This is a genomic window from Bradyrhizobium guangdongense (genome assembly GCF_004114975.1).
Classification (GTDB): Bacteria; Pseudomonadota; Alphaproteobacteria; order Rhizobiales; family Xanthobacteraceae; genus Bradyrhizobium; species Bradyrhizobium guangdongense.
The window spans coordinates 6622161-6646624 of sequence record NZ_CP030051.1 but is presented as its reverse complement, the minus strand read 5'-3'; the positions used below and the strand labels follow the sequence as shown (position 1 = coordinate 6646624).

Annotated in this window: 25 protein-coding genes and 1 pseudogene; 20 read left to right on the top strand and 6 right to left on the bottom strand. The window is 66.5% G+C overall.

The genetic code is table 11. From position 1 onward, the window contains the following. Positions 1 to 207: 207 nt before the first annotated feature. Both X265_RS31805 and ubiA read left to right on the top strand, forming a co-directional pair. Entirely contained in the window at positions 208 to 870 is a 663-nt protein-coding gene (locus X265_RS31805; protein ID WP_128969484.1) for a hypothetical protein, read from the top strand. Further along, entirely contained in the window at positions 867 to 1799 is a 933-nt protein-coding gene (ubiA, locus tag X265_RS31800) for a 4-hydroxybenzoate octaprenyltransferase (protein ID WP_128968405.1), read from the top strand. Before X265_RS31805 ends, ubiA begins: the two co-directional genes overlap by 4 nt. A gap of 110 nt (positions 1800 to 1909) precedes the next feature. Here ubiA and X265_RS31795 read toward each other — a convergent pair whose 3' ends face one another. Further along, positions 1910 to 2428, bottom strand: a complete 519-nt coding sequence (locus X265_RS31795; RefSeq protein ID WP_128968404.1) for a DUF6101 family protein — start codon at positions 2426 to 2428, stop codon at positions 1910 to 1912. Between the two features lie 279 nt (positions 2429 to 2707). On the opposite strand from X265_RS31795, the gene X265_RS31790 reads away from it, so the two are divergent. The 6 genes from X265_RS31790 (at position 2708) to lpxK (ending at position 8255) form a co-directional block, all read left to right on the top strand. After that, positions 2708 to 4111 (top strand): TldD/PmbA family protein, encoded by a 1404-nt coding sequence (locus tag X265_RS31790; protein ID WP_128968403.1) that lies wholly within the window; start codon positions 2708 to 2710, stop codon positions 4109 to 4111. Continuing rightward, positions 4098 to 4910, top strand: a complete 813-nt coding sequence (locus tag X265_RS31785) for a 3'(2'),5'-bisphosphate nucleotidase CysQ (protein WP_128968402.1) — start codon at positions 4098 to 4100, stop codon at positions 4908 to 4910. The genes X265_RS31790 and X265_RS31785 overlap by 14 nt, the downstream gene beginning before the upstream one ends. 62 nt (positions 4911 to 4972) lie before the next feature. Continuing rightward, entirely contained in the window at positions 4973 to 5215 is a 243-nt protein-coding gene (locus tag X265_RS31780; protein ID WP_028134338.1) for a DUF4170 domain-containing protein, read from the top strand. After that, the gene (locus X265_RS31775) at positions 5212 to 5925 is read left to right on the top strand and encodes a lysophospholipid acyltransferase family protein (RefSeq protein ID WP_128968401.1); all 714 of its coding nucleotides are present in this window, start codon (positions 5212 to 5214) and stop codon (positions 5923 to 5925) included. Before X265_RS31780 ends, X265_RS31775 begins: the two co-directional genes overlap by 4 nt. Beyond that, complete coding sequence (locus tag X265_RS31770; RefSeq protein WP_128968400.1) at positions 5888 to 7246, top strand: 3-deoxy-D-manno-octulosonic acid transferase; 1359 nt, start codon at positions 5888 to 5890, stop codon at positions 7244 to 7246. Before X265_RS31775 ends, X265_RS31770 begins: the two co-directional genes overlap by 38 nt. Continuing rightward, the gene (gene lpxK / locus X265_RS31765) at positions 7239 to 8255 is read left to right on the top strand and encodes a tetraacyldisaccharide 4'-kinase (RefSeq protein WP_128968399.1); all 1017 of its coding nucleotides are present in this window, start codon (positions 7239 to 7241) and stop codon (positions 8253 to 8255) included. Before X265_RS31770 ends, lpxK begins: the two co-directional genes overlap by 8 nt. A gap of 13 nt (positions 8256 to 8268) precedes the next feature. Here lpxK and X265_RS31760 read toward each other — a convergent pair whose 3' ends face one another. Then, positions 8269 to 8496, bottom strand: a complete 228-nt coding sequence (locus X265_RS31760; protein WP_128968398.1) for a DUF2093 domain-containing protein — start codon at positions 8494 to 8496, stop codon at positions 8269 to 8271. Positions 8497 to 8663: 167 nt separating this feature from the next. Between X265_RS31760 and X265_RS31755 the strand changes: the two genes are divergently transcribed. After that, a complete protein-coding gene (locus X265_RS31755) occupies positions 8664 to 9494 on the top strand; it encodes a dienelactone hydrolase family protein (protein WP_128968397.1) in 831 nt (276 codons plus the stop codon). A 60-nt stretch (positions 9495 to 9554) separates the two neighbouring features. After that, positions 9555 to 9704: a hypothetical protein gene (locus X265_RS31750; protein ID WP_128968396.1), complete on the top strand. Its 150-nt coding sequence runs from the start codon at positions 9555 to 9557 to the stop codon at positions 9702 to 9704. Between the two features lie 183 nt (positions 9705 to 9887). On the opposite strand, the gene xseA is transcribed toward X265_RS31750, so the two are convergent. Further along, on the bottom strand, positions 9888 to 11519 hold the full coding sequence (gene xseA, locus X265_RS31745; protein ID WP_128968395.1) for an exodeoxyribonuclease VII large subunit: 1632 nt from the start codon (positions 11517 to 11519) through the stop codon (positions 9888 to 9890). A gap of 120 nt (positions 11520 to 11639) precedes the next feature. On the opposite strand from xseA, the gene X265_RS31740 reads away from it, so the two are divergent. From X265_RS31740 to X265_RS31700, 8 genes and pseudogenes are all read left to right on the top strand, one after another. Continuing rightward, complete coding sequence (locus X265_RS31740; protein WP_128968394.1) at positions 11640 to 12650, top strand: alpha/beta hydrolase; 1011 nt, start codon at positions 11640 to 11642, stop codon at positions 12648 to 12650. A 211-nt stretch (positions 12651 to 12861) separates the two neighbouring features. Next, the gene (locus tag X265_RS31735) at positions 12862 to 13413 is read left to right on the top strand and encodes a hypothetical protein (protein ID WP_128968393.1); all 552 of its coding nucleotides are present in this window, start codon (positions 12862 to 12864) and stop codon (positions 13411 to 13413) included. Beyond that, entirely contained in the window at positions 13413 to 13712 is a 300-nt protein-coding gene (locus X265_RS31730; protein WP_128968392.1) for a winged helix-turn-helix domain-containing protein, read from the top strand. The genes X265_RS31735 and X265_RS31730 overlap by 1 nt, the downstream gene beginning before the upstream one ends. Positions 13713 to 14641: 929 nt before the next feature. After that, positions 14642 to 14834, top strand: a pseudogene (locus X265_RS31725) (phosphoribosylamine--glycine ligase); the annotation flags it as partial. A 1019-nt stretch (positions 14835 to 15853) separates the two neighbouring features. Then, positions 15854 to 16042 (top strand): DUF3606 domain-containing protein, encoded by a 189-nt coding sequence (locus tag X265_RS31715; RefSeq protein WP_128968391.1) that lies wholly within the window; start codon positions 15854 to 15856, stop codon positions 16040 to 16042. 4 nt (positions 16043 to 16046) lie between these two features. After that, entirely contained in the window at positions 16047 to 16367 is a 321-nt protein-coding gene (locus X265_RS31710; protein WP_244659344.1) for a hypothetical protein, read from the top strand. A gap of 125 nt (positions 16368 to 16492) precedes the next feature. Beyond that, on the top strand, positions 16493 to 17776 hold the full coding sequence (gene purD / locus X265_RS31705; protein ID WP_128968390.1) for a phosphoribosylamine--glycine ligase: 1284 nt from the start codon (positions 16493 to 16495) through the stop codon (positions 17774 to 17776). A gap of 206 nt (positions 17777 to 17982) precedes the next feature. After that, positions 17983 to 18888 (top strand): alpha/beta fold hydrolase, encoded by a 906-nt coding sequence (locus X265_RS31700; protein ID WP_128968389.1) that lies wholly within the window; start codon positions 17983 to 17985, stop codon positions 18886 to 18888. Here the strand turns inward: X265_RS31700 and X265_RS31695 are convergent. Beyond that, on the bottom strand, positions 18885 to 19343 hold the full coding sequence (locus tag X265_RS31695; RefSeq protein WP_097657518.1) for a nucleoside deaminase: 459 nt from the start codon (positions 19341 to 19343) through the stop codon (positions 18885 to 18887). The genes X265_RS31700 and X265_RS31695 overlap by 4 nt on opposite strands. A 121-nt stretch (positions 19344 to 19464) precedes the next feature. On the opposite strand from X265_RS31695, the gene X265_RS31690 reads away from it, so the two are divergent. Together X265_RS31690 and rsmD are read left to right on the top strand one after the other, a co-directional pair. Beyond that, complete coding sequence (locus X265_RS31690; RefSeq protein ID WP_164938890.1) at positions 19465 to 21363, top strand: pseudouridine synthase; 1899 nt, start codon at positions 19465 to 19467, stop codon at positions 21361 to 21363. Position 21364: 1 nt separating this feature from the next. Further along, the gene (gene rsmD, locus X265_RS31685; RefSeq protein WP_128968387.1) at positions 21365 to 21919 is read left to right on the top strand and encodes a 16S rRNA (guanine(966)-N(2))-methyltransferase RsmD; all 555 of its coding nucleotides are present in this window, start codon (positions 21365 to 21367) and stop codon (positions 21917 to 21919) included. Positions 21920 to 22039: 120 nt separating this feature from the next. Here rsmD and mutL read toward each other — a convergent pair whose 3' ends face one another. Continuing rightward, positions 22040 to 23854, bottom strand: a complete 1815-nt coding sequence (mutL, locus tag X265_RS31680) for a DNA mismatch repair endonuclease MutL (protein ID WP_128968386.1) — start codon at positions 23852 to 23854, stop codon at positions 22040 to 22042. A 110-nt stretch (positions 23855 to 23964) separates the two neighbouring features. Beyond that, positions 23965 to 24381, bottom strand: coding sequence for an alternative ribosome rescue aminoacyl-tRNA hydrolase ArfB (arfB, locus tag X265_RS31675; protein ID WP_128968385.1), 417 nt, complete (start codon positions 24379 to 24381; stop codon positions 23965 to 23967). Positions 24382 to 24464 lie beyond the last annotated feature (83 nt).

Below are 24464 nucleotides of genomic sequence, written 5' to 3'. Positions count from 1 at the left end.
GTCAAAGGTCCGATTTGCCGCCGTTCTTAACCGAAAGCAGCCATTTCGGGGTAAATATTGCCGAAATGCTGCCTCGGCGCGCCGCGCTCTTGCCCTATTCAACGGGTTGTTAAGGCTCGGCGGGAATCGTAAAATCGCGCGCACGCTGGTTGCGCTCCAATTGGAAGACGCCGAACCCCGTAAGCTCCTGCCGGAGAGATTATCTTGATAATCCGTCGTTTGATGGTTCCGATTACTGCCGCCATGGTCGCCATGGGTGCTGCGGGTGCGCATGCCCAGGGGTTCCCGGCACCGCTGCCGAATCAGCCCGCAACCGATTCTGCGTTTCCGCCCGTGAACGGCCGGGCGCCGGTTGCCTCCGTCGGCGTCGCGCCGCAGGCTTCCTTCCCGGTCAACGGCGCCGCGCCCCTTGGGGGAGGCGGCGGCGCTTTCAGCGCGGCTCCGCCGACGCAAGCCGGTCCCGGCGAGGATTGCATGAAGGCGTTCATCCCGCTCCGCGAGGAGGCCGAGAAGCGCGGCAAGCTGATCAAGGCGGCGAGCGACCGCCATGCCTCGCCTGAGGAAGCCTGCAAGCTGATCAGGAGCTTCGGTCAGGCCGAGTCCAAGATGATCAAGTATGTCGAGGCCAACGCGGCCAAATGCGGAATCCCGCCGCAGATCGGCGCGCAGATGAAGGACGGTCACAAGAACACCGAGGCCATGCAGACGAAAGTCTGTAACGTCGCGCAGCAGATGGCGAACCAGCCGCGCGGTCCGGCCGGTCCGTCGCTCAGCGAAGTGGTGGGTTCGGGCTCGGCGCCGGAAGTCAATGCCGGCAAGAAGGGCGGCAGCACCTTCGACACGCTCAACGGCAACGTCCTCACCCGATGAGTGACACATCAGCCCGTGTTGCCGACTCCACCGGCAACTGGGTCGATACGCTCGCGCCGCAATGGGCCCGGCCATATCTGCGCCTGTCCCGCTTCGACCGGCCGATCGGCTCCTGGCTGCTGTTGATGCCGTGCTGGTGGTCGGCCGCGCTCGCCAGCGGCATGGCACATGACGTCCGCGGCCTGCCGCTCACCCTCGTGCTGTTCTTCATCGGCGCCTTCGTGATGCGCGGTGCCGGCTGCACCTGGAACGACATCACCGATCGCGATCTCGACGACAAGGTCGAGCGCACCCGCTCGCGACCGCTGCCGTCGGGGCAGGTGACCACGAAGCAGGCGCTGACCTTCATGATTGCGCAGGCCCTGATCGGGCTCGTTGTGCTGCTCCAGTTCAATCGCTTCGCGGTCCTGACCGGCATTGCCTCGCTTCTGATCGTTGCGATCTATCCCTTCATGAAGCGCATCACCTGGTGGCCGCAGATCGTGCTCGGGCTCGCCTTCTCCTGGGGCGCGCTGATGGGCTTTGCCGTCACTTTCGGACGCATCGATGTCACCGCGCTCGTGCTCTATGCCGGCGCGATTTCGTGGGTGATCGGCTACGACACCATTTATGCGCATCAGGATGCCGATGATGACGCGCTGATCGGCATCAAGTCCACCGCGCGCCTGTTGGGCGCACACACGCACCAGGCGCTGATCCTGTTCTACGGGCTGTCGGTGATGCTGATCGGCGTCGCGCTTGCCTCAGGCGATGCGCGCTGGCCGGCGTGGATCGGCCTTGCCGCGTTCGGCGCGCATTTGGCGTCACAGATCTTGCGCTTGAAGATCAACGATCCCGAACTTTGCAAACGCCTGTTCTTTTCGAACAAGCACGCCGGTGCGCTGCTGTTTGCGGGATTGCTGGCCGATGCGGTGATGCGGGCGGCGTAATTCGCAGCTCTCGTAGGCTGGCAAAGGCGCTCTTGCGCCGTGCCCACCATCTCTCAAGGATTGATAAAAGACGTGGGCACGCTTCGCTTTGCCCACCCTACGGAATCCGCTCAATTCCTTGCGATGATCTCGCGCTCTTCGCGATGGACCGGCAGCTCGCGCGTCATGGCGGTGCGGCGGCGCATCAGGAATTTCGGACGGCGGGCGCGGATCGCATTGGCGCGGCGGCGGCGGGCCGCGGGCTTGCGGGCGCCTTCGTCGAGCTGCGGCAGCGCGAAGATCTCGCTCCACATCGCCCAGGCTTGCGTGAGTTCGTCGCCATCGGCACCGACCAGCAGCGGAACGGACAGGGAAGGATCGCGATGGACCAGCACGAGGGCCTGCGCCTCGTCGGCGCCGCGCAGCGCGACGCCGGTGAAGTCGCTGACGCGCACGTTGATCGCCATCTGCATGCCGCGGACGGCACGGCGCAGCACGACGCGTTCGCGATGAAGCTCGATTTGCCTCGTGTAGCCGTCGGCGCGCGGATCATGCGCATCGAAGCGGACCGGAAGGGAATGAGGGTCGAGCCGCAGGCTGCGGCTCGACCCGGCGGGGTTGACCCCGCATGTTGATGTTTGACGCCTCACGGCTTTCATTCTCCCCGCCAGGATTATGTTCCCGGTCGATGCGAGGACCTTAGCGCAGACCTTTCCGAAACCGCTTAAAAAGGCTGGTTAACCCAGCGTCACCGGGCCGCATGATTGACAAGACCTTGGCGCGCATGATTGACGAGACGTTGCGCCGGTCTCGCGAATCTGAGCCTTTTGCGGGCTGAAAACGCTTGAAGTCCGCACCATTTGGGCACATCTGGTGTGCAGGGCCCAAGGTCGCCCCGAGACCTCCCGCGTCCCAACAGGATTTCGTTTGTGAACCCTTCACCAAGCTCGACGCTTTCGCCCCAGGATTCGTCCAAAGCCAACCGCGACCTGTTCGATCAGTCCGCGCTCTCGGATCTCGCTCAGCGTCTGGTCGAGGCGGCGAAGCGCGCGGGCGCGGATGCGGCCGATGCGGTCGCGGTGCGCGGCATCTCGCAAGGTGTCGAAGTGCGCGACGGCCGCGTCGAGGAATCCGAACGGTCCGAGGGCGATGACGTCGGCCTGCGCGTCTTGGTCGGCCAGCGTCAGGCCGTGGTCTCGACCAACGATGTCAGCGGCGATGCCGTGACCAAGCTTGCCGAACGCGCCGTTGCAATGGCACGCGTCGCTCCATCCGACAAATATGTCGGCCTTGCCGATCCCGCGCTGCTCGCGCGCGATTTCCCCGATCTCGATCTTCTCGATCCCAACGTGCCCGCAACGGCCGAGCTCGAGCGCCGCGCGCTGGAAGCCGAGGCTGCTGCGCTTGCGGTGAAGGGCGTATCCAAATCCGGCGGTGCCTCGGCTTCATCAGGCATCGGCGGCATGGTGCTCGTCACCTCGACAGGTTTCCATGGCTCGTACCTGCGCTCCAGCCAGGGCATCTCGGCGACCGCAATCGCCGGCGAAGGCACCAGCATGGAGCGCGACTACGACTTCACCTCGGCGCCGCACGGCGCCGATCTGCTGTCGCCACAAGCGGTCGGCCGATCCGCCGGCGAGCGCACGGTGGCGCGCTACAATCCGCGCAAGGTCGAGACCTGCAAGGTGCCTGTCGTGTTCGACCCGCGCGTCGCGGGCTCGCTGGTCGGCCATCTCGTCGGCGCGATCAACGGCGCCTCGATCGCGCGCAAGACCAGCTTCCTCAAGGACAGGCTCGGCCAGCAGCTGTTCGCCAGGAACATCCGCATCGTCGACGATCCCCTGCGCAAGCGCGGGCTGCGGTCGCAGACCTTCGACGCCGAGGGCGTTGCGGTGAAACGCACCGCGCTGGTCGATGAAGGCGTGCTGACGACCTGGCTTCTCGACTGCGCTACCGCGCGCGAGCTCGGTCTCACCACCACCGGCCACGCGCATCGCGGCGTTTCGTCCTCGCCGTCGCCCGGGCCGTATAATCTGCATCTCGAGCCCGGCACGCCGAGCCCGGCCGAGCTGATCGCCGACATCAGCCAGGGATTCTACGTCACCGATTTGATCGGCTCGGGCGTCAATGGCGTCACCGGCGACTACAGCCGCGGCGCCTCCGGCTTCTGGATCGAGAATGGCGAGCTCACCTATCCCGTCAGCGAGGTGACGATCGCCGGCCATCTGTTCGAGATCTTCAAATCGATGCAGCCGGCCAACAATCTGGAGTTCCGCTACGGTATCAATGCGCCGACGGTGCGCATCGAGGGTTTGACGCTTGGCGGACGCTGACTTTTCCGACGCAAACGTTCTGATGCGCGACGCAGCGCTGCTGCAAGACACGGTGCGGGAGGCGGGCGCATTGGCGCAGTCGATGTTCCGCACCGAGTTGAAGAAGTGGACCAAGGGCGCATCCTCGCCGGTCTCCGAGGCCGACATTGCCGTCAACGATCTCCTCGAGGCACGCCTGCGCGGTGCCACGCCGGATTATGGCTGGCTGTCGGAGGAGAGCGCCGACGATTCCACGCGGTTGTCGCGGCGGCTCACCTGGGTGGTCGATCCCATCGACGGCACGCGCAACTATCTCGGTGGCCATGACGATTGGTGCGTCAGCGTGGCGCTGGTCGAGGATGGCTCGCCCGTGCTTGCCGCGGTGTTCGCGCCTGTCACCAACGAGTTCTTCTTCGCCGTCCGCGGTCGGGGCACGCTGCTCAACGACGTCCCGGTCCAGGCGACGCAAGGAGCCGCGCTCGATTTCTCGCGCGTTGCCGGCCCCAAGCCGCTGGTCGAGCGGCTGAAGCCGTCGCTGGGCGAGATCAAGCTGCATCCGCGAATCGGCTCGCTGGCGCTCCGCCTGTGCCGGGTCGCCCATGGCGGGCTGGATGCGGCCTTTGCGGGGGGCAACAGCCATGATTGGGACCTTGCGGCGGCCGATTTGATCGTGCAGGAAGCGGATGGTAGGATGAGCGACCTCTCCGGAGATCCCATCCTTTATAATCGTCGGGAAGTGACGCACGGGGTGCTGGTGGCAGCGGGACGCGATCGTCATGCGAGCATTGTCGCGCATTTTCGAAACCGTCCCTTGCCCTGAAGCGCTTGTCGGCGTGCTTGTCGACCACTGCTTTGCCGGGCAGCCCGTTAGGAACAGAACTCATGCCAGATAGTGCCCCGCAGCAACTGCTTCATCTCGTGATCGGCGGCGAGCTCGTCGATCTCGAGCAAAACGTCTTCAAGAATCTCGACGACGTCGAGATCGTCGGCCTGTACCCGAATTATGCGACGGCGCACGCCGCCTGGCGCGCCAAGGCGCAGAGCACGGTCGACAATGCGCAGATGCGCTATTTCATCGTCCATCTCCACCGGCTGCTCGACCCGAATCAAGAACCGGCGCGTTGAAAAAACTGCTTCGCAATACGCTGCGAAGCAGCTGGTTTCAGCGTGCCGTCGGGGTTCTGGCGGCCGAATATCTGCGCCTGGTCTGGCGGACCAACAAATTCACCTTCGATCCGCCCGACGTCTATGAACGCGTCGAGCCGCAGATCCCCGCCATCTTCGCCTTCTGGCACGGCCAGCATTTCCTCACGCCGTTCATCAAGAACAAGGACTCCTACCGCGCCAAGGTCCTGATCTCGCGCCATCGCGACGGCGAGTTCAACGCGATCGCAGTGGAGCGGCTTGGCATCGGCACCATCAGAGGTTCCGGTGACCATGGCGGCGCTTTCCACCGCAAAGGTGGCGTCGGCGCCTTCAAGGAGATGGTGCGTACGCTCCAGGACGGTTGTAATGTCGCGTTGACCGCCGATGTCCCCAAGCGCGCGCGCGTGGCCGGGCTCGGCATCATCATGCTGGCACGGGAATCGGGGCGGCCGATCATGCCTTTCGCGATGGCGACCAGTCGCTTCATCAGGCTCAAGAACTGGGACCGTACCACCATCAACCTGCCGTTCGGGCGGGGCGCCCTGGTCGGCATCAAGGAAATCCACGTTCCCGCCGATGCCGATGCCGCCATGATGGAAACGCTGCGGCTGGAGCTGGAAGAGACGCTGAACGAAGCCACGCGCCGCGCCTATGCGCAGCTCGGACGTCCGGGGCCGGCCGATGGCTAGCTCGCTGCCCAATTCGCTGCCGAAGTCCCTGCCAATGACGCTGCGGATGTACCGGCGCCTCGCCAAAGGCCTCGTGCCGCTCGCGCCGGCGCTGATTAAGCGGCGGCTCAAGCAGGGCAAGGAAGACCCCGCCCGCGTCGGCGAGCGGCGGGGCCTGTCCCAGGACGTGCGGCCGCACGGCCCGCTGGTCTGGATCCACGGCGCCAGCGTCGGCGAGGTGCTGGCGGCCGCGGCGCTGATCGAGCGCCTGCGCGAACTCAATTTGCGCATCCTGCTCACCTCGGGCACGGTCACCTCGGCGGCCGTGGTCGCAAAACGCTTTCCGCCCGACGTCATCCATCAATACGTGCCGTATGATTCCCCGCGCTACGTCGCGCGCTTCCTCGATCACTGGAAGCCGTCGCTGGCGCTGTTCATCGAATCCGATCTGTGGCCGAACCTGATTCTCGCGGGCGCGGCGCGCCGGGTGCCGATGGTGCTGATCAACGGGCGGATGTCGCCGCGTTCCTTCCCGCGCTGGCGGCGGATGCACGGCACCATCTCGGCGCTGCTGTCGCGCTTCGACATTTGTCTGGCGCAGTCCAGGACCGACGCCGAACGCTTCGCCACGCTCGGCGGCCGCGATGTCGTCACCACGGGCAATCTCAAGCTCGACGTGCCGGCGCCGCCGGCCGATCCGGCCAAGCTCGAACGGCTGATGACGATGACGCGGGGACGGCCGATCATCGTCGCGGCCTCGACCCATCCGGGCGAGGACGAGATGCTGGTCGCGGCGCATCGCAGCCTCGTCGGCATCTTCCCGCAGCTTCTGACCGTGATCGTGCCGCGGCATCCGGATCGCGGCTCCGCGATCGCAGGGATGATTACGGCGTCCGGCCTGAAGCCGGCCTTGCGCTCGCGCGACGAGCTGCCGGCGGCGACGACCGACATCTATATCGCCGACACGATGGGCGAGCTCGGCCTGTTCTACCGTCTCTCGCCCATCGTGTTCATGGGCGGCTCGCTGATCCGCCATGGCGGCCAGAATCCGATCGAGGCGATCAAGCTAGGGGCCGCCATCGTCCATGGTCCGAACGTCTTCAACTTCTCCGACGTCTATCAGGCGCTCGATCAAAGCGGCGGGGCGCGCGTGGCCGACACGCAGGAGACGCTGGTCAAGCAGCTCGGTCTGCTGCTCGCCGATCCCGTCGTGCGCGACAAGATGCAGCGCGCGGGCGCCGGCGTGGTCGAGGAGCTCGGCGGCGCGCTCGATCGCACCATGGCGGCACTCGAGCCGTATCTGATGCAGCTTCGCATCGAGATGGGAGCCGCCAATGCGTGAGCCGGCCTTCTGGTACCGGCCGCGCTCTCCGACGTCGCTCCTGCTCAGTCCGCTGGGCGCGATCTATGGCGCCATCACCGCGCGCCGCATGGCGCGCAAGGGCTTTGACGCCGGCATCCCCGTGCTCTGCGTCGGCAATTACCATGTCGGCGGCGCCGGCAAGACGCCGACCGTGCTGGCGCTGACCAAGCTGCTGCGCGAGCTCGGCGAGACCCCGATCGTGCTCAGCCGCGGCTATGGCGGGCGCCTGCGCGGCCCGGTCATGGTCGACCGCGAACGTCACACCGCGTCCGATGTCGGCGACGAGCCGCTGATGATGGCGCGCGATGTCAAGGTTGCGGTGGCGCGCGATCGCATCGACGGCGTCGCGCTGGCAAAGTCGCAGGGCGCCACATTGATCCTGATGGATGACGGCTTCCAGAATCCGCTTCTGCTCAAGGATGCCTCGCTGATCGTGATCGACAGCGAACGCGGCCTCGGCAATGGCAAGGTGTTTCCGGCCGGTCCCCTGCGCGCGCCGCTTAAGCCGCAGCTCGCGCGCACCGATGCGCTGGTGCTGATCGGCGACGGCCATGCCGCGGACCAAGTCGCGGCGGAGATCTCCGCGCGTGGCAAGCCGGTGCTGCGGGCGCGCCTAAAGCCGGATGCGGCCTCGCTCGCGCAACTGTTCGGCAAGCGCGTGCTGGCCTTCGCCGGCATCGGCGATCCCGAACGCTTCTTCCGCACCCTTCGTGCCTGCGGCATCGAGGTGATCAGCACGCGGTCCTTCGCCGACCATCACGTGTTTTCGTCAGCCGAGCTCGCCGCGCTCGCCGCGGATGCGCAGCGCGAGCAGCTCACGATGGTGACGACGGAGAAGGACCTCGCGCGCCTCTCCGGCAGCGACGGCGCGCCTGACGCCATCGTGCCGTTCGCCGTCCAGCTCGAGTTCGACGATCCGGCGAGGCTCAAGCAGCTGATCAGCGAGCAGCTCTACAAGGCCCGCGAGCGGCGTTTCAGCACGCGCTGATCTCGCCGCAACATCAACTCTGCGGCTTCGGCGCGTTCGGAAAATGCCGCTGCAGCACCGCCGCCGGCGTGGCGTAGGCCTCCTGCAGATCCACGCTCCAGTATTTCAGCTCGTCGAGCGGGATCCGCGTGTCGGTGATGGCGCAGCGCACGAACGTTCCCGGCGAGATCACGCGGAAATCGCCGTCGAGATATTGCACCTGCGCTTCGCCATGGCCCGAGGGGCCGAACTTGTTCAGCAAGGTCGAAAGTCTCCGTGGAGGGCCCGCGAGGGGCACGATGTGTTGCTGTGGATGTACCATAGATAGGAAGGCTTGTCCGCCCGTCAAACCCACCGGTTTGTGATGTTTTGCAACCGTTTACGCATGATAGTGCTTGAAGCCCTGCGGCACCCTTTCGACAGAGTCAGATGCGCCCCGTCATTTCCTCCCTGTTCCTGACGCTTTTGATCTCGGCTGCGCAAGCCGCGCAGGCGCCTGCGCCTGCGCAGGTGGAGATACCGCTGTCCTCGGGCGTCTTGCACGCGCAGCTGTTCAAGCCGGAGGGGGCGGGTCCCTTCCCGACCGTGATCGCGCTGCATGGCTGCGGCGGCCTCGGCAGCCGGTCCGATTCCGTCCTGCCGCGCTATCGCGATTGGGCCGAGCGCCTGCTCAAGGCGGGGAACGCCGTCCTGCTGCCGGACAGCTACGGCTCGCGCGAGCTCGGGCCGCAATGCCGCGTCAAGGAGATGCACGTCAAGGCGCGGCGCGAGCGTGTCACCGACATCGCGGCCTCGCGCGCCTGGCTGATGAAGCAGAACTGGGTGGAGCGCGACCGCGTCAGCCTGATCGGCTGGGCCAACGGCGCCAGCGCTCTGCTTTGGGCGGTGCGTCCGCAGGCCGCGGCGCGCGATGCCGGCCCGGATTACCGCGCCGCGATCGCATTCTATCCGGATTGCCGGATCTCCGCCGGTCTCGGCTGGAGCACGCGCGTGCCGACGCTGCTCCTGATCGGCGCCAATGACGACGTCTCCTCGCCGCCGGCCTGCCGCCAGATGGTCGAGGGCGCCCACGGCCGCAGTGCGCTCGCGCGCATCGTGGTCTATCCCGGCGCCTATCACGATTTCGACCGCGCCAACACGCCGCTGCACGCCGCCGGCGGCAGCCCCGATGCCGCCTCGCCCGAGCACGGCCATCTCGGCACCGATTCGGAAGCGCGCGCGGAGTCGCAGAAGGAAGTCGCGGAGTGGCTGGCGCGGTAGCTCTATAAAGCGAAGGCGGGCGCCTTAGTTCGACCATGATGTCGGCTAAACGCATCCTTCATGCGTAGTCGCATCGTCATCTTCTCCTCCGCACTGGCCGTCTTCACCGTCGCGGTGTTCCTGTTCGAAGCCCACGCCGGCTCGCCCCTGCGCGCACCCGATCATTGCGGCTTCTGGACCACCATCGATGCGGGCTTGTCCTGCCGGTAGGGGGTGGGACGTGGCTGCCTTCCCGCCGTCTCCACACATTCGGTGTCATCGCCCGGCTTGACCGGGCGATCCAGTACGCCGAGACGGCTGTGATTCACCGATGGGCCGGGGCGTACTGGATTCCCCGCCTTAGCGCCGCTTTCGCGGGGAATGACAGCGAGAGCGGAGCGCCGCCGTCGCACCTCAGAACAAGCTGCCCTGATCCACCGGCTTGGCCACGCGCTTCGGCGCGGGCTTCGTCTCCTGCGGCGCAGCCTTCGGCGCGCGCTTGGCGACAGGCGCCGGCCGATCCGCATCCGTGGTCGCGCCGACGCGTCCATCCGCGAACTCGATCTCGACACGTGCTCCGGGCCCCACCGCGTCCGCCGAATGCACGGGGTGCCCGGCCTCGTCGCGCACCAGCGCGAAGCCGCGGGCGAGCACGCCGCGATAGGACAGCGCGGAGAGCAGCTTGCCGCTGTTCTCGACGCGGGCATCCAGCCGCTGCAGCAGCGTGAGCAGCGCGCGGCCGGCGCGCTCGGCGAGGCGATGGGTTCGCTCGCGCTGGCGGAGAATCGCGTTGCGCTGCGCCTGCGCGTTGGAGAGCTTCGAGGCGCGCAAGCGAACTTCCAATCCAGCGAAGCGATCGCGCCGTCGCCGCAGCAGCGACCGCGCGGAGAGGCCGAGCCGTTCGCCTGATACGGTGAGCCGATGATCGGCCTGCGCGATCTGGCCGTGCAGCACCCGCAGCGTCAGCTTGGCGCTCGCGGCCGTAAACCTGCGGAAATGCGCATGCGTGCTCGCCTTGAGCCCGCGGGGCAGGGCGCTGCCTGCCGAATCCAGCCGCTGCCGGGGGATCGCGAGCAGATCGCCGGCGGCAGGCAGCGCACGCGCCGCGGCGCGAAGTTCGTTGCGGCGGTTTTCATGGCCGCGCTGCCAGCAGGCGCGCGTGCGCCGCGCGAGGTCGGCGACCTCGACGAACAGATCGCTGCGCACCGGCACCGCCATTTCGGCCGCCGCGGTCGGCGTCGGCGCGCGCTTGTCGGCGACGAAATCGATCAGCGTGATGTCGGTCTCGTGCCCCACCGCCGAGATCAGCGGGATCATGCTCTCGGCCGCGGCCCGCACCACGATCTCCTCGTTGAACGACCAGAGATCCTCCAGCGAGCCGCCGCCGCGCGCGACGATCAAGACGTCCGGCCGCGGAATCCTGCCGCCCTCCGGCAGCGCGTTGAAGCCGCGGATCGCGGCCGCGACCTGCTCGGCCGAGCCTTCGCCCTGCACCTTCACCGGCCACACCAGCACGCGGCGGGGAAAGCGGTCCTCGAGCCGATGCAGGATGTCGCGGATCACCGCGCCGGTCGGCGAGGTCACGACGCCGATCACCTCGGGCAGCCAGGGCAGGAGCTGCTTGCGCGCCTCGTCGAACAGGCCCTCGGCGGCGAGCTTCTTCTTGCGCTCCTCCATCAGCGCCATCAGCGCGCCGATGCCGGCCGGCTCCAGCGCCTCGATCACGATCTGGTATTTCGACGAGCCGGGATAGGTCGTGAGCTTGCCGGTCGCGATCACCTCGAGCCCCTCCTGGGGCTTGAAGCGCATGCGGCCGTGCACGCCCTTCCAGATCACCGCCTCGATCTTGGCGCTCTCGTCCTTCAGCGCGAAATAGCAATGGCCGGAGGAATGGGCGCCGCGGAAGCCGGAGATCTCGCCGCGCACCCGGACATGCCCATAGGTGTCCTCCACCGTCCGCTTCAGGGACTGCGAGAGCTCGGAGACGGTGAATTCAGGCGCGTTGTGAAGAGGTTCCGCGGGCGGCATCGGCAAACGATTCGGCATGTTGGAGTCGCCTGGGACGTTAAGGATTTTCGCCCGGGAGCGCCATCTAGCCGATTGACCGGAAGAGTACTCTGTACTATAGAGTTCTCTATCGAGTGTACATCCCGAGGAGTTTGCGTCATGGCGATCCAGTTGCTGCGAGGTACGCTGAGCCTGTTGAAATGGGGTCTGTGCGCGGTGGGCGCGCTCGCCCTTGCCCTGACCGCCCTGATCGCGACGCCGCTGCAGCGGCCGCCGGAGCTGCGTTCGGTCTCCGACTCCGTCAAGGGCATCGACTTCACGCGCCAGGTGGCGCTCGAGCAGTTCCAGGCCCGTGACGGCACCTGGCTCGGCTACCGCCATTATCAGCCGAAGGGACCCGCCACCGGCCGCGGCGCCATCTTCATCCATGGCTCGTCCGGCTCGAGCGGGACCATCAATTTCGTCCTGACCGCGGAGCTGGCGGCGCACGGCGTCGAGACCTGGGCGCTCGACATGCGCGGCCATGGCGCCTCCGGCACCCGCGGCGACATCGGTTATGTCGGCCAGCTCGAGGACGATCTGGTCGACTTCGTCGCCCATGTCCGCAAGAGCGCGCCGGACCTGCCGCTGACCCTGATCGGCCATTCCGCCGGCGCCGGCTTCTCGCTGCGCGTCGCCGCGACGCCGATCGTGCAGGACCTGTTCGTGCGCACCGTGCTGCTCGCGCCCTATCTCGGCTATGACGCGCCGACCAACCGGCCGCATTCCGGCGGCTGGGCCAATGCCGATGTCCCGCGCTTCATCGGCCTCGCGGCGCTGCGCAAGCTCGGCATCGATTGCTGCGCGCAGCTTCCGGCGCTCGCCTTCGCCGTTCCCGTGAATTCGGAAGCGATCCTGACGCCGGTTTATTCCGACCGTCTGATGCGCAACTTCGCGACGCGCGGCTATCGCCTCGATTTCGCGGCCACGACGCGCCCGATCACCATCTTCGGCGGCACCGACGACGAGATGATGATCTCCGAAAACTATGCCGCGGCGGTGCAGGCGATCAAACCTGATATCGACGTCAAGCTGATCGAGGGCATCAACCACATGGGCATCGTCACCAATCCGAAGGCGGTCAACGCCATCGCCGAGGACGTCGCCACGCGCGGGAGCGGCCAGTCATGATGCGACCCGCTGGCGGCGGGGCAATCGCATATGGTTTTCACGAGGGTGGTCCGTCGGCTTGCTCCGCCTCTCCCGCTTGCGGGAGAGGCCGACACGCCGCGGGCGATGCGCCAGCATCGACCCGCGCGTGGCGGGTGAGGGTTCTTTCCAACCGGGGATTGTCCCGTTGCGGACACACCCTCTCCCCAACCCTCTCAGCACGAGCCCTGACATGATCGACAGCAAGCAGGCCGCCGAAGCCCTCGCCGACATCGACGACATCGTCCAGCGCCTGCGGCAATCGCAGCTCTATGAGCTCGCCAGCCTTGCTGCCATCTGGTGGGGCGTGCTGGTCTTCGCCGGCAATCTCGTCACGTGGCTGTGGCCGTTCTACGCACGCTACGCCTGGCCCGCCGTCGACATCCTCGGTGTCGGCGGCCTGATCGCGATCCGGTTGCTCACGCCGTCGCAGCCGCATGCGCCAAGCTTCGACGTCAGGCTCGTGCTGGTGTTCGTGCTGTTCTTCGCCTTCGGCAATCTCTGCACCAGCGTGCTCGGCCATTTCGGCCCGCGCGAGCTCGGCGCGTTCTGGCCGATCTATTTCATGCTGTTCTACACGCTCGCCGGTCTCTGGTTCGGCACGGCCTTCGTCGCCATCGGCCTCGTCATCACCGCGCTAACCCTGATCGGCTATTTCTTTATCGGCGAGCCGTTCCCGCTCTGGATGGCCTTCGTCAACGGCGGCGGCCTGATCGTCGGCGGCCTGTGGATGCGGCGGATCTGATGGCCGAGCTCGACGACATCATCCACCAGCCGCTGCGGCTGAAGATCATGGCGGCCCTGAATGCATTGCCGGCGGCCTCAGGCCTCGAATTCGCCCGCCTGAAGAAACTCACCGGCGCTACCGACGGCAATCTCGGGGCGCATATCGAGACGCTGGCGAAGGCGGGTTACGTCTCTGTTGACAAGGCCTTCGTCGGCAAGAAGCCGCAGACGACAGTCACCGCCACCGCGACCGGCCGTGGCGCATTCGCACAGCATGTGGCGACGTTGCAGGAGATCATTGCGGGGAAGCAGGTTTAGCCGCGGGCCGTCGTGCCGCCGCGCACCCATCTCTGCCCGTCATTCCGGGGCGCACCCATCTCTCCCCCGTCATTCCGGGGCGTCGCGAAGCGACGAGCCCGGAATCCATTCATCTACTGACGCTGCGGCTCAATGGATTCCGGGCTCGCGCGCTGCGCGCGCGCCGACTGCACTTAATCGGCGAACCCAATTATTATTCCAATCATTGCACGCATCAGCACTCTCTAAATGGCACGTGAGATAAGGACGCCGGACAATATGTGGTTCAGAACAAATTGGTAGTCGCCATAAGGCAAAGGGAGCGAACCCCTAGCTCAATTCGCGAGACAGCCAGTGTCCGCCTTGGAGCCGCCAACGCTGAGCTCGCCATTCGAGATGAAAAGCTGATAGTCCCCCTCCGGAAGCGCCTGGGATGCACGTTCCACGGAATAGGCCGCATAAGCGACCGGGCCGCTAGGTTCCAGCGTTACCTTGGTCGCTAACACGGTGCATTTGGCCTCGTGACCTTGGCCTGAGATCACGCCGTGAAGTCTGACCCTCTCTCGCGTTGACATTTGGGTTTGCCTCTCTTCTGCCGAATCCTTGAAATTCTACCATGCCCATCCGTCGCGACGATCCACCGGCCGAGCCATGCAAAACGGAATCGCTCGGATTCCAAAACGTGCGTGGAGCGGGAAGTTAGCTGCTGTTACAAATTGATCTAACGGTCGTTGCAGCGTTCAGCTTCGGCATTGTTCGTCATTCCGGCGAAAGCTGAGCTAGATTCAGTAGCGTGCCGGCCGCTCTGCGCATGGCGCGGCCCGATGGATTCCGGGCGCGCGGCTTCGCCGCGCCCCGGAATGACGGGGAGCGTGGGGCGTTCCCCCTTGAGCCACACCCCGATTCGTGCGACCTCCGCGCCAGCAAAACCCCTCATTCCTGAGCCTTCGATGCACATTCTCCTGCTTGGTTCCGGCGGCCGCGAACATGCTCTGGCGTGGAAGATCGCAGCCTCCCCCCTCGTGACCAAATTCTGGTGCGCGCCCGGCAATGCCGGCATCGCACGAGGCGGAATGCGTGGCGCTCGATGTTGCCGATCATGCGGTCGTGATGGACTTCTGCAAAAAGAATGCGGTCGAGCTGTCGTGAAATGACGCTGACACTGCACTAAACCTGTTTTGGCAATTCCCTAAGCTCGCGGCAGCTCATTCGGCCAAAGCCATTGCGCCTAGCAGCCGCGGCAGATGCTCTTGAGCTTCTTATCCAGGGCTTTGTCGGCGGGATCGCGAGGCGAATCCACATCAGGCTTCCTCGCGTTGGGCTCGCCTGTCGCTGCAGCGACGGGATGCGGATGCTGCCTGTGGCGTCTGGCCTCGGCAGGCTCGTTCAACGCAAGCGCTGCGACGAAAGCGATGCACAGGGTGCAATTCAGCAGTTTTTGCAAATCTTCCCCACGATCTTGTCGGCGCGGTTGTTCTCTTGATCGATCTTGTCGTCGCTGCCTTTTTCGTCCTGTGTCATCGGCCTGCCGATGCCGCCTGCAGGGGCCGTAGCTTGTGCGTTCGCGGGCGAACCCGACGGGGCTGCCGTGCCGGCCGTGTTGGTGCCGGGCGCCGCTCCCGTTGTCAGGCCATTGCCGTTCCCTGTTGGACGATTTGCACCTGATTGGGCGGGCGCGGGGCTGTTGGCGTTCTCGCCCGCAACGTTTCCAGTGGCCGATCCATTGTTGAGGTTGGGTGCCGTCGTCGTGTTCGCATTTGCACCAGTCCCTGCAACACCAGTCGCTGCAGCGCCGGTCCCGACTGAACCGGATGGAGATGTTGCGGCTGCACCCGCCGTCCCTGACGAGGAGGCTGCGCCTGCCGCGCCGCCGGCTGAAGATGATGCTCCGCCTGCGCCTCCACCACCAGCTCCGCCGCCACCTCCTCCGCCACCGCCGCCTTGAGCGAATGCGGAGCAGGGAATGACAACGGCCATGACGAGGGCAAAACGGGAGATGTTCATGATGGCACTCCTTCGAGCCATCAAGCCCTCCGCTGTCTGGTCGTTCCTATCAGCGTCTCGCCGCGAGCGGCGGATTCGCAGCGCGCGGTCATCAAAGCGGGGAAAGGCGCGCGGAACTTGGCGACTTATCCCTGCGTTGCGCCATGAGGAGGCGTGTCATGGCCAAGACGGCAAAGAAACAGACCATCCGCGGGCGCAAGCAGGACCGCAGCCGCGTCGCCGGCGGGCAAGAGGACGAGGTCCGGTACGAGGCCCGGAAGTCAGGACGGTCGGCCTCCGCCGTCCAGATGGCGGTCAGAAGAGTCGGCAACACCAGAAAGCAGGTGGAGAAGAGGCTGGGGCGATAGTCCGATGTCGCAGCCCGCGTCACATCGGCCATCGCGGCTACGTCGCCACATCGAGGGATTGGGCCCTTACCAATCCCTGGTGCTGCTTCTGATCCCGGCCAGTATCGTCGAGCCCTTGAAGCTCGGTGCCGTCGCGATTGCGGGTGAAGGGCATTGGATCACCGGTACCGCCGTCATCGTTTGTGCCTACGCGGCCAGCCTGTTTCTGGTCGAAAGACTGTTCAGGATTGTCCGCCCGAAGCTGCTCACGCTGCCGTGGTTCGCTCGCCTCTGGAATTGGCTGCTCTCCTTGCGCGCCAACGCTCTTGGATGGCTCCGCCGCTGAGCCGGAGCCGTTGCGATGCGGGCTGCGTCCGGAATGCCGGGGAGCCCGCCCCCGTCCCCCCTTGAGCCCCACCCCGATTCGTGCGACCTCCGGCCCCAGCAAAACCCCTCATTTCTGAGCGTTCGATGCACATTCTCCTCCTCGGTTCCGGCGGCCGCGAACATGCGCTGGCGTGGAAGATCGCAGCCTCTCCCCTGGTGACCAAATTCTGGTGCGCGCCCGGCAATGCCGGCATCGCGCGGGAGGCGGAATGCGTGGCGCTCGATGTCGCCGACCATGACGCGGTGATCGCCTTCTGCAAGCAGAACAAGGTCGAGCTGGTCGTGGTCGGCCCGGAGACGCCGCTGGCGGCCGGCATCGTCGATGATCTCACCGCGGCAGGCATCAAGGCGTTCGGGCCGAGCCGGGCGGCGGCGCAGCTCGAGAGCTCCAAGGGCTTCACCAAGGCGCTGTGCACCGAGTTCGGCATTCCGACCGGCGCCTACCAGCGCTTCACCAAGGCGAAGGACGCGCTCGCTTACGTGCACAGCCAGGGCGCGCCGATCGTGGTCAAGGCCGATGGCCTTGCCGCCGGCAAGGGCGTCGTCGTCGCGAAGTCAGTGCGCGAGGCGGAGGACGCCATCGCCATGATGTTCGAGGGCGCCTTCGGCGAGGCCGGCGCGGAGGTCGTGATCGAGGAGTTTCTGCCCGGCCGCGAGATCAGCTTCTTCGCGCTCTGCGACGGCGAGACGGCCATTCCGCTCGCCTCCGCCCAGGACCACAAGCGCGTGTTCGACCACGACGTCGGCCCCAACACCGGCGGCATGGGCGCCTATTCGCCGACGCCGCTGGTGACGCCTGCCGTCCACGACGCCATCATGGCGAAGATCATCCTGCCGACGGTCGCGGGCATGAAGCAGCGCGGCACGCCGTTCCGCGGCGTGCTCTATGCCGGCATCATGCTGACGACGCAGGGCCCAAAACTGTTCGAGTTCAACGTCCGCTTCGGCGACCCCGAATGCCAGGTGCTGATGCTGCGCATGATGAGCGACATCGTGCCGGCGTTCCTGGCCTCGGTTGACGGCCAGCTGAAGAATTTTGACCTCCGCTGGTATCCGGAGTCTGCGCTGACCGTGGTGATGGCCGCGAAGGGCTATCCCGGCGACTACCAGAAGGGCACGCGGATCGAGGGGCTCGACAACGCGGCCAAGGTCGACGGCGTCGAGATCTTTCACGCGGGCACGGTCGCCAAGGACGGCGCCATCCTCGCCAATGGCGGCCGCGTGCTCAATGTCTGCGCGCTGGGGGCGACGGTGACGGAAGCGCAGGCGCGCGCCTATCAGGCCGTCGACCGCATCATCTGGCCGGAAGGCTTCTGCCGCCGCGACATCGGCTGGCAGGCGGTGGAGGCGGAGAAGGCGCGGGGCTAGGGCGTCATGCCCGCCGGCGCGCGCATGCGCCGGTCCGGAGCCGCGATGCGCGGGCGTCATCACGGCGCCATCTCGACATTCCAGAAATGCGCAATCAGCTGTTGGGGTTAGTCACCCCGCTGATAATACCGCTACTGTGCATGGGGTTGTTTTCGACTTTTTGTCGGGGGCAGGCCCGGGACTGACCAAGACAAGGATGCAACAAGATGTCCGACCTCGCCGACCTCTATCCCGGCTTCGCCTCCGAATGGATCAACACCTCGTTCGGCCGCATCTTCGCCCGCGTCGGCGGCAAGGGGCCGCCGCTGCTGCTGCTGCACGGCTTCTCCGAGACGCATGTGATGTGGCACCGCGTCGCGCCCGAGCTGGCCGAGCAGTTCACGCTGATCATCGCCGACCTGCCGGGCTATGGCTGGTCCGACATGCCCGAGAGCGATGCGCTGCACATGCCCTACTCCAAGCGCGCGATGGCCAAGGCCATGGTTGAGATGATGGAGCGCCTCGGTCACGTCCACTTCGCGCTCGCCGGCCACGACCGCGGCGGCCGCGTGTCGTATCGCCTCGCGCTCGATCATCCCGGCCGGCTGTCGAAGCTCGCCGTGCTCGATATCCTGCCGACCTATAATTACTGGGAGCGGATGAACCGCGCCTATGCGCTGAAGATCTATCACTGGACGTTCCTGGCCCAGCCCGCGCCGCTGCCGGAAACGCTGATCGCAGGCCAGGGCGAGTTCTTCCTGCGCTTCAAGATGGCGAGCCAGACCAAGTCGCGGACGCTCGATGCGATCGACCCCCGCGCGCTCCAGCACTACATCGCCCCGTTCCGCGATCCCGCCCGCATTCATGCGATGTGCGAGGACTACCGCGCCGGCGCCTATATCGACTACGACCTCGACAAGGCCGATTTCGACTCGGCCAAGAAGATCACCGTGCCGATGCTGGCGCTGTGGGGCGGCGCCGGCATCGCCCAGGCCGCCGCGACGCCGCTCGACGTCTGGAGGCAGTGGGCGACCAATGTCGAGGGCATGCCGGTCGATTCCGGCCACTTCCTCACCGAGGAGAACCCCGAGGTGACCGCCCGGGCGCTGCTGTCGTTCTTCGCCGGCCCCTAGCGCCGCTCGCGAAAGAACTCCTTGAGCAGCCGCGCCGCCTCGCTCTCGCCGACGCCGGAATAGACGTCGGGGGCGTGGTGGCAGGTCGGGGATGCAAAGAACCGCACGCCGGATTCGACCGCGCCGCCCTTGGGGTCGGCGGCGCCGTAATAGAGCCGGCGGACCCTTGCAAAGGAGATCGCGCCCGCACACATCGTGCAGGGCTCCAGCGTCACGTAGAGGTCGCAGTCGATCAGGCGCTCGCTGCCGATCTTCTTCGCCGCCTCGCGCAGCGCCACGATCTCGGCATGGCCGGTGGGGTCGTAATCCGTCAGCGTCCGGTTGGCGGCGGTGGCGATGACCTCGTAATTCCGGACGATCACGCACCCGATCGGAACTTCGCCCGCCTTTCCGGCATTTTCGGCCGTTTTGAGCGCCAAATCCATGAAAGAGGGGGCTTTCAAGCCTCGTATCATCCGAAGAAACCTGCTAGTAGCTGCGCCTTCAGCAGAAGTGCTAACCCGATTTTGCCTGAGCATGCGGCTCTGAACGAGCGCGCACAATGCTTTCCGGCCACCCCCGTAAGTGAGATTATTCATGCCTCGCGACAGCGACAAAGACAACGAGTCCCGCGGCAGGCGAGGCCCGCCCAAAGGCGGCCGCAGCGGCAAGCCCCGCGGCCCCGAGAAGAAATTCGCCAAGCGCGGCTTCGAAGCCAGGGGCGAGGGCAGGGGCGACCGCGACAGCCGCCCCTTCCGCCGCCGCGAGGACGGCGATGCGCCGCGCCGCGATTTCTCCGACCGTCCCCGCTTCAAGCGCGACGAGCGCGGCGGCGAGGGCCGCGGCGAGCGCAGCTTCAAGCCGCGCGGCGACCGTCCGTTCTCCGATCGCGGATCGCGCGATGGCGAGAAGCGCTCGTTCAAGCCACGCGGGGATCGTCCATCTTATGGCCGCGACGACCGTCCATCGCGCAGCCGCGATCGCGACGATGCCCGTCCCGCCGGCCGCTTCGGCGACAAGAAATTCGGCGACAAGCGCCCGCGCGGTGACCGTCCCGAGCGCAAGTTCGAGGGCGAGCGGAAGTTCTCGCGCGACCGCGGCGAGCGGAGCGATTCCAAGCCGTGGCAGAAGCGCGAGGACCGTCCGCGCAGCGACCGGCCGCGCAAGAGCTTCGGCAAGGATTTCGGCGGTCGCGATCGCAGCGAGGAGAAGCCCTGGCGTCAGCGCGATGATCGTCGCGAGGGGGGCCGCGGTGAAGATCGTCCGCGTTTCTCGCGCTCCCGCGATGATCGCTCATCCGGCGATCGTCCGTTCCGTGACCGGCCGAAATTCGATCGGCCGCGTGAGCGGCCGGAAGGCCGCATGGACTGGCAGGAGCATCCGCGCAGCGAGGGCCGCTTCCGCGACCGCCCCCGCCGCGACAACGAGGACGACAGCCGGATCTTCGAGAAGCGCCCCGCCTTCGGTGGCCGCGGCGCATATCGCGAACGCGAGCGCGATTTCGAGGGCCGGCCGCGCCGCGAGGAAGCGCCGAAGCCGAAGAAGGCCGGCGAGCGCATCGCCAAGGCTCTGGCGCGCGCAGGTCTCGCCTCGCGCCGCGACGCCGAGGAGATGGTCACGCAGGGCCGCGTCACCGTCAACGGTCGCGTTATCAACTCGCCGGCGCTCGACATCACCACGAACGACGTCGTTCTGGTCGACGGCAAGCCGTTGCCGGAGCGTGAGCGCACACGGCTGTTCCTCTATCACAAGCCGCGCGGGCTGATGACGACGCATGACGATCCCGAGGGACGTCCGACCGTATTCGACAACCTGCCCGAGGGGCTGCCGCGCCTGATCAGCGTCGGCCGGCTCGACTTCAACACCGAAGGCCTCCTGCTGCTCACCAACGATGGCGGCCTCGCGCGCACGCTCGAGCTGCCTGACACCGGCTGGCTGCGCCGCTACCGCGTTCGCGCCCATGGCGACATCACGCAGGCGCAGCTCGACCAGCTCAAGAACGGCATCGAAGTCGACGGCGTGAAATACGGTCCGATCGAAGCGACGCTGGAGCGTGACCAGGGCGCCAATGTCTGGCTGGTGTTCGCGATCCGCGAAGGCAAGAACCGCGAAGTGCGCAACGTCTGCGCTCATCTCGGGCTCGAGGTGAACCGGCTGATCCGCGTCTCCTACGGTCCGTTCCAGCTCGGCGAGGTTCCCGAGGGCCAGGTCGAGGAGGTCCGCGCGCGCGTGCTGCGCGAGCAGCTCGGCGACAAGGTGATCGAGAAGTCGGGCGCGCAGTTCGACGTGCCGAAGAAGTCATCGTCTGGCGAGGGCGAGAAGACCTCCAAGCGCGCGGTGATCGCCGACCGCAAGGGCCGCCGCGTGCTGGTGCAGCGCACCGGCAGCGACGAGGCGCGCGAGCGCAACGAGGAAGAGGCCAACGGCTACGGTCCGCCGCGTCGTCCCAAGCGCGGCTATCACGGCAAGCGCGATCTGACGCCGCGGGACGAATAGCATGCGGGTGGTCGGCGGTCGCTTGAAGGGGCGCAACCTCGCCTCACCGTCTTCGCGTGACATCCGTCCCACCGCGGATCGCCTGCGCGAGTCGGTGTTCAACATCCTCGTGCACGCCTATGGCAACCCGATCGAGGATGCGCGCGTGCTCGATCTCTTCGCCGGCACCGGTGCGCTCGGCATCGAGGCATCCTCGCGCGGCGCGAAGTTCACGCTGTTCGTCGACAACGGCGCAGAGGCGCGCGCACTGCTTCGCAACAATGTCGAGGCGCTGGGCTTGGGTGGCGTTACAAAAGTCTATCGCCGCGACGCGACCGATCTCGGGCCCGCGCATCCCGTCGAGCCGTTCTCGCTTGTGTTCCTCGATCCGCCCTACGGCAAGGGTCTTGCGGAGAAGGCGCTTGCGTCCCTGCGCGACGGCGGCTGGCTGACGCCGGGTGCGGTGCTCGTGGTGGAAGAAGCGAAGGCCGCGCAGTTCGCGACGCCGGAGGGGTACGAGGAGCTGGAGCGGCGGGCTTATGACGATACGGAGTTCGTGTTTTTGAGGAAGCCATAATCGAGCTGCCGTAGTCGCCGTAGGGTGGCCAAAGCGAAGCGTGCCCACCCTCTCTCGCAATCATGAAGAGATCGTGGGCACGGCGCGTTGCGCCTTTGCCCACCCTACAAGACTGTCGGCTCATCTCCGCCCGAACAGCTTCTCCACATCTGACAGCTTCAGCTCGACGTAAGTCGGCCGCCCGTGATTGCACTGGCCGGAGTTCGGCGTCTCCTCCATCTCGCGAAGGAGCGCGTTCATCTCCTCTGGACGCAGCCTGCGGCCGGCACGCACCGAGCCGTGGCAGGCCATGGTGGCGGCGACATGCATCAGGCGGCGCTCGAGAGGAAGCGCTTCGTCCCATTCGGCCATGTGCTCGGAGAGATCGCGCAGCAGGCCGCCCGCGTTGGTCTTGCCGAGCAGCGACGGCGTCTCGCGCACCGCGACCGCGCCGGGACCGAAGGATTCGATGGCGAGGCCAAAGGAAGCAAGTTCTTCGCTGCGCTCCAACAGCCGCTCTACCGTCGCCTCGTCCATCTCGACGATCTCGGGGATCAACAGGATCTGCCGCTGCACGCCGTTCTCGGCGAGCGAGGCCTTCAGCCGTTCATAGACGATGCGCTCATGCGCGGCGTGCTGATCGACGATGATGAGGCCGTCGCGAGTCTGCGAGACGATGTAAGTCTCGTGGATCTGCGTACGCGCTGCGCCGAGTGGGCGGTCGACGAGGTCGGCCACCGGCAGTGTCTCGATCCGAACGTCGGCGCTCGGCGCGCCGACATCGAACGCGGCCTGCGCGCGCTCGGCGAAGGCAGGCGCGGCGGCGCCTTCGAATGACGGCATCGGCGCAACCGGGGCGGCTGGCGAAGCACGCCAGTCCCAGCTTGCGGGGCGCGGCGGCGCGAAAGCGGGGCGGAACGAGGACAAAGCGCTCTCGCCGCTATTGGCGGCAGTGCGGCGGCCCTCGCGCGCAAGACCTTCCTTCAGCCCGTGCACGATCAGCGCGCGGACAAGGCCTGCGTTGCGGAAGCGTACCTCGGTCTTGGCTGGATGCACATTAGCATCGACCTCGCGCGGATCGAGCGTGACGAACAGCGCGAGCACCGGATGGCGGTCGCGCGGTAGATAATCGGCATAGGCGCCGCGCACGGCACCCAGGATCAGCTTGTCGCGCACCGGGCGGCCGTTGACGAAGAGATATTGGCCGAGCGCGTTGGCTTTGGTCAGTGCCGGCGCCGCGGCATAGCCGGCGACGACGACGCCTTCGCGCTCGGCATGAACCTCGAAGGCATGGCTGCGGAACTCCGCGCCCAGAATATCACCGAGCCGCGTCAGTCGCCCGGCCGCGCCGGGCAGCGCCGCGGCCCAAGTCACGGGGGCGCGCTCCTCGCCCGCCAGCGTGAAGGCGATGTCGGGCCGCGCCATGGCGAGGCGCCGCACCACCTCGCGGATCGCTTCGGCTTCCGTGCGATCGGTCTTCAAGAATTTCAGCCGCGCCGGCGTTGCGTAGAAGAGATCGTTGACCTCGACGCGGGTGCCGTGCGCCAGCGCCGCCGGCATGATCTCGGACTTCTCGCCGCCCTCGACAGTGAGGGCCCAGGCGTGCGGCTCGCTCGCATGGCGCGTCGTGATGGAAAGCCGCGCGACCGAGCCGATCGAGGGCAGCGCCTCGCCGCGGAACCCGAGCGTGCGGATCTGAAGCAGATCCTCGTCGTCGAGCTTGGAGGTGGCATGGCGCTCGACCGCGAGCGCGAGATCCTTCGCGGTCATGCCGCTGCCGTCGTCGGTGATGCCGATCCGCCGCCGGCCGCCGCCCTCGGTAAAGACGTCGATCCGGCTCGCGCCAGCATCGATCGCGTTCTCGACGAGTTCCTTGACCACACTCGCCGGCCGCTCGACCACCTCGCCGGCGGCGATGCGGTTAACGACCTGTTCTGGTAATTGGCGGACGGGCATGGAAAGACTCAAAGGGCGCGTTCAGCGCCCAATCTAGTCCTGCTGACACGCAATTGCATGGGGCAAGTCCCGGCTACCCACATGCTCAGTTTGTTCCGAGTCGGTCCCTCCTAGTCGTCGAAGCGGCCGCCGCGACCGGCTTTGACGTCGCTGCGGCGTTTCTTGCCCTCGAGCCGGCGCTGCTTGGAGGCGAAGGTCGGTCGCGTTGCGCGCCGTGGCGTGGGGCGAACCATGGCCTCGCGCAGCATCTCCGTGAGGCGGTCGATGGCATCCTGCCGGTTACGCTCCTGGGTGCGGAAGCGTTGCGCCTGGATCACGATGACGCCGTCCTTGGTCATGCGCTGGCCGGCGAGGCGGACAAGGCGCAACGCGGCGTCCTCCGGCAAGGTCAGCTTGCGGGTATCAAAGCGCAGTTGCGCCGAGGTCGCGACTTTATTGACGTTCTGTCCGCCCGGACCTGAGGCACGGACGAAGCCGATCTCGATGTCGTCCTCGTCGATGACGAGATCGCGGGATATCCGCAGCATGATGGCACCAATTGCGATGTCACGACATATCGCGGATCGTCCATGTTCGGCAATGGTACATCTGGAAGCGCAAATGGCCGGGC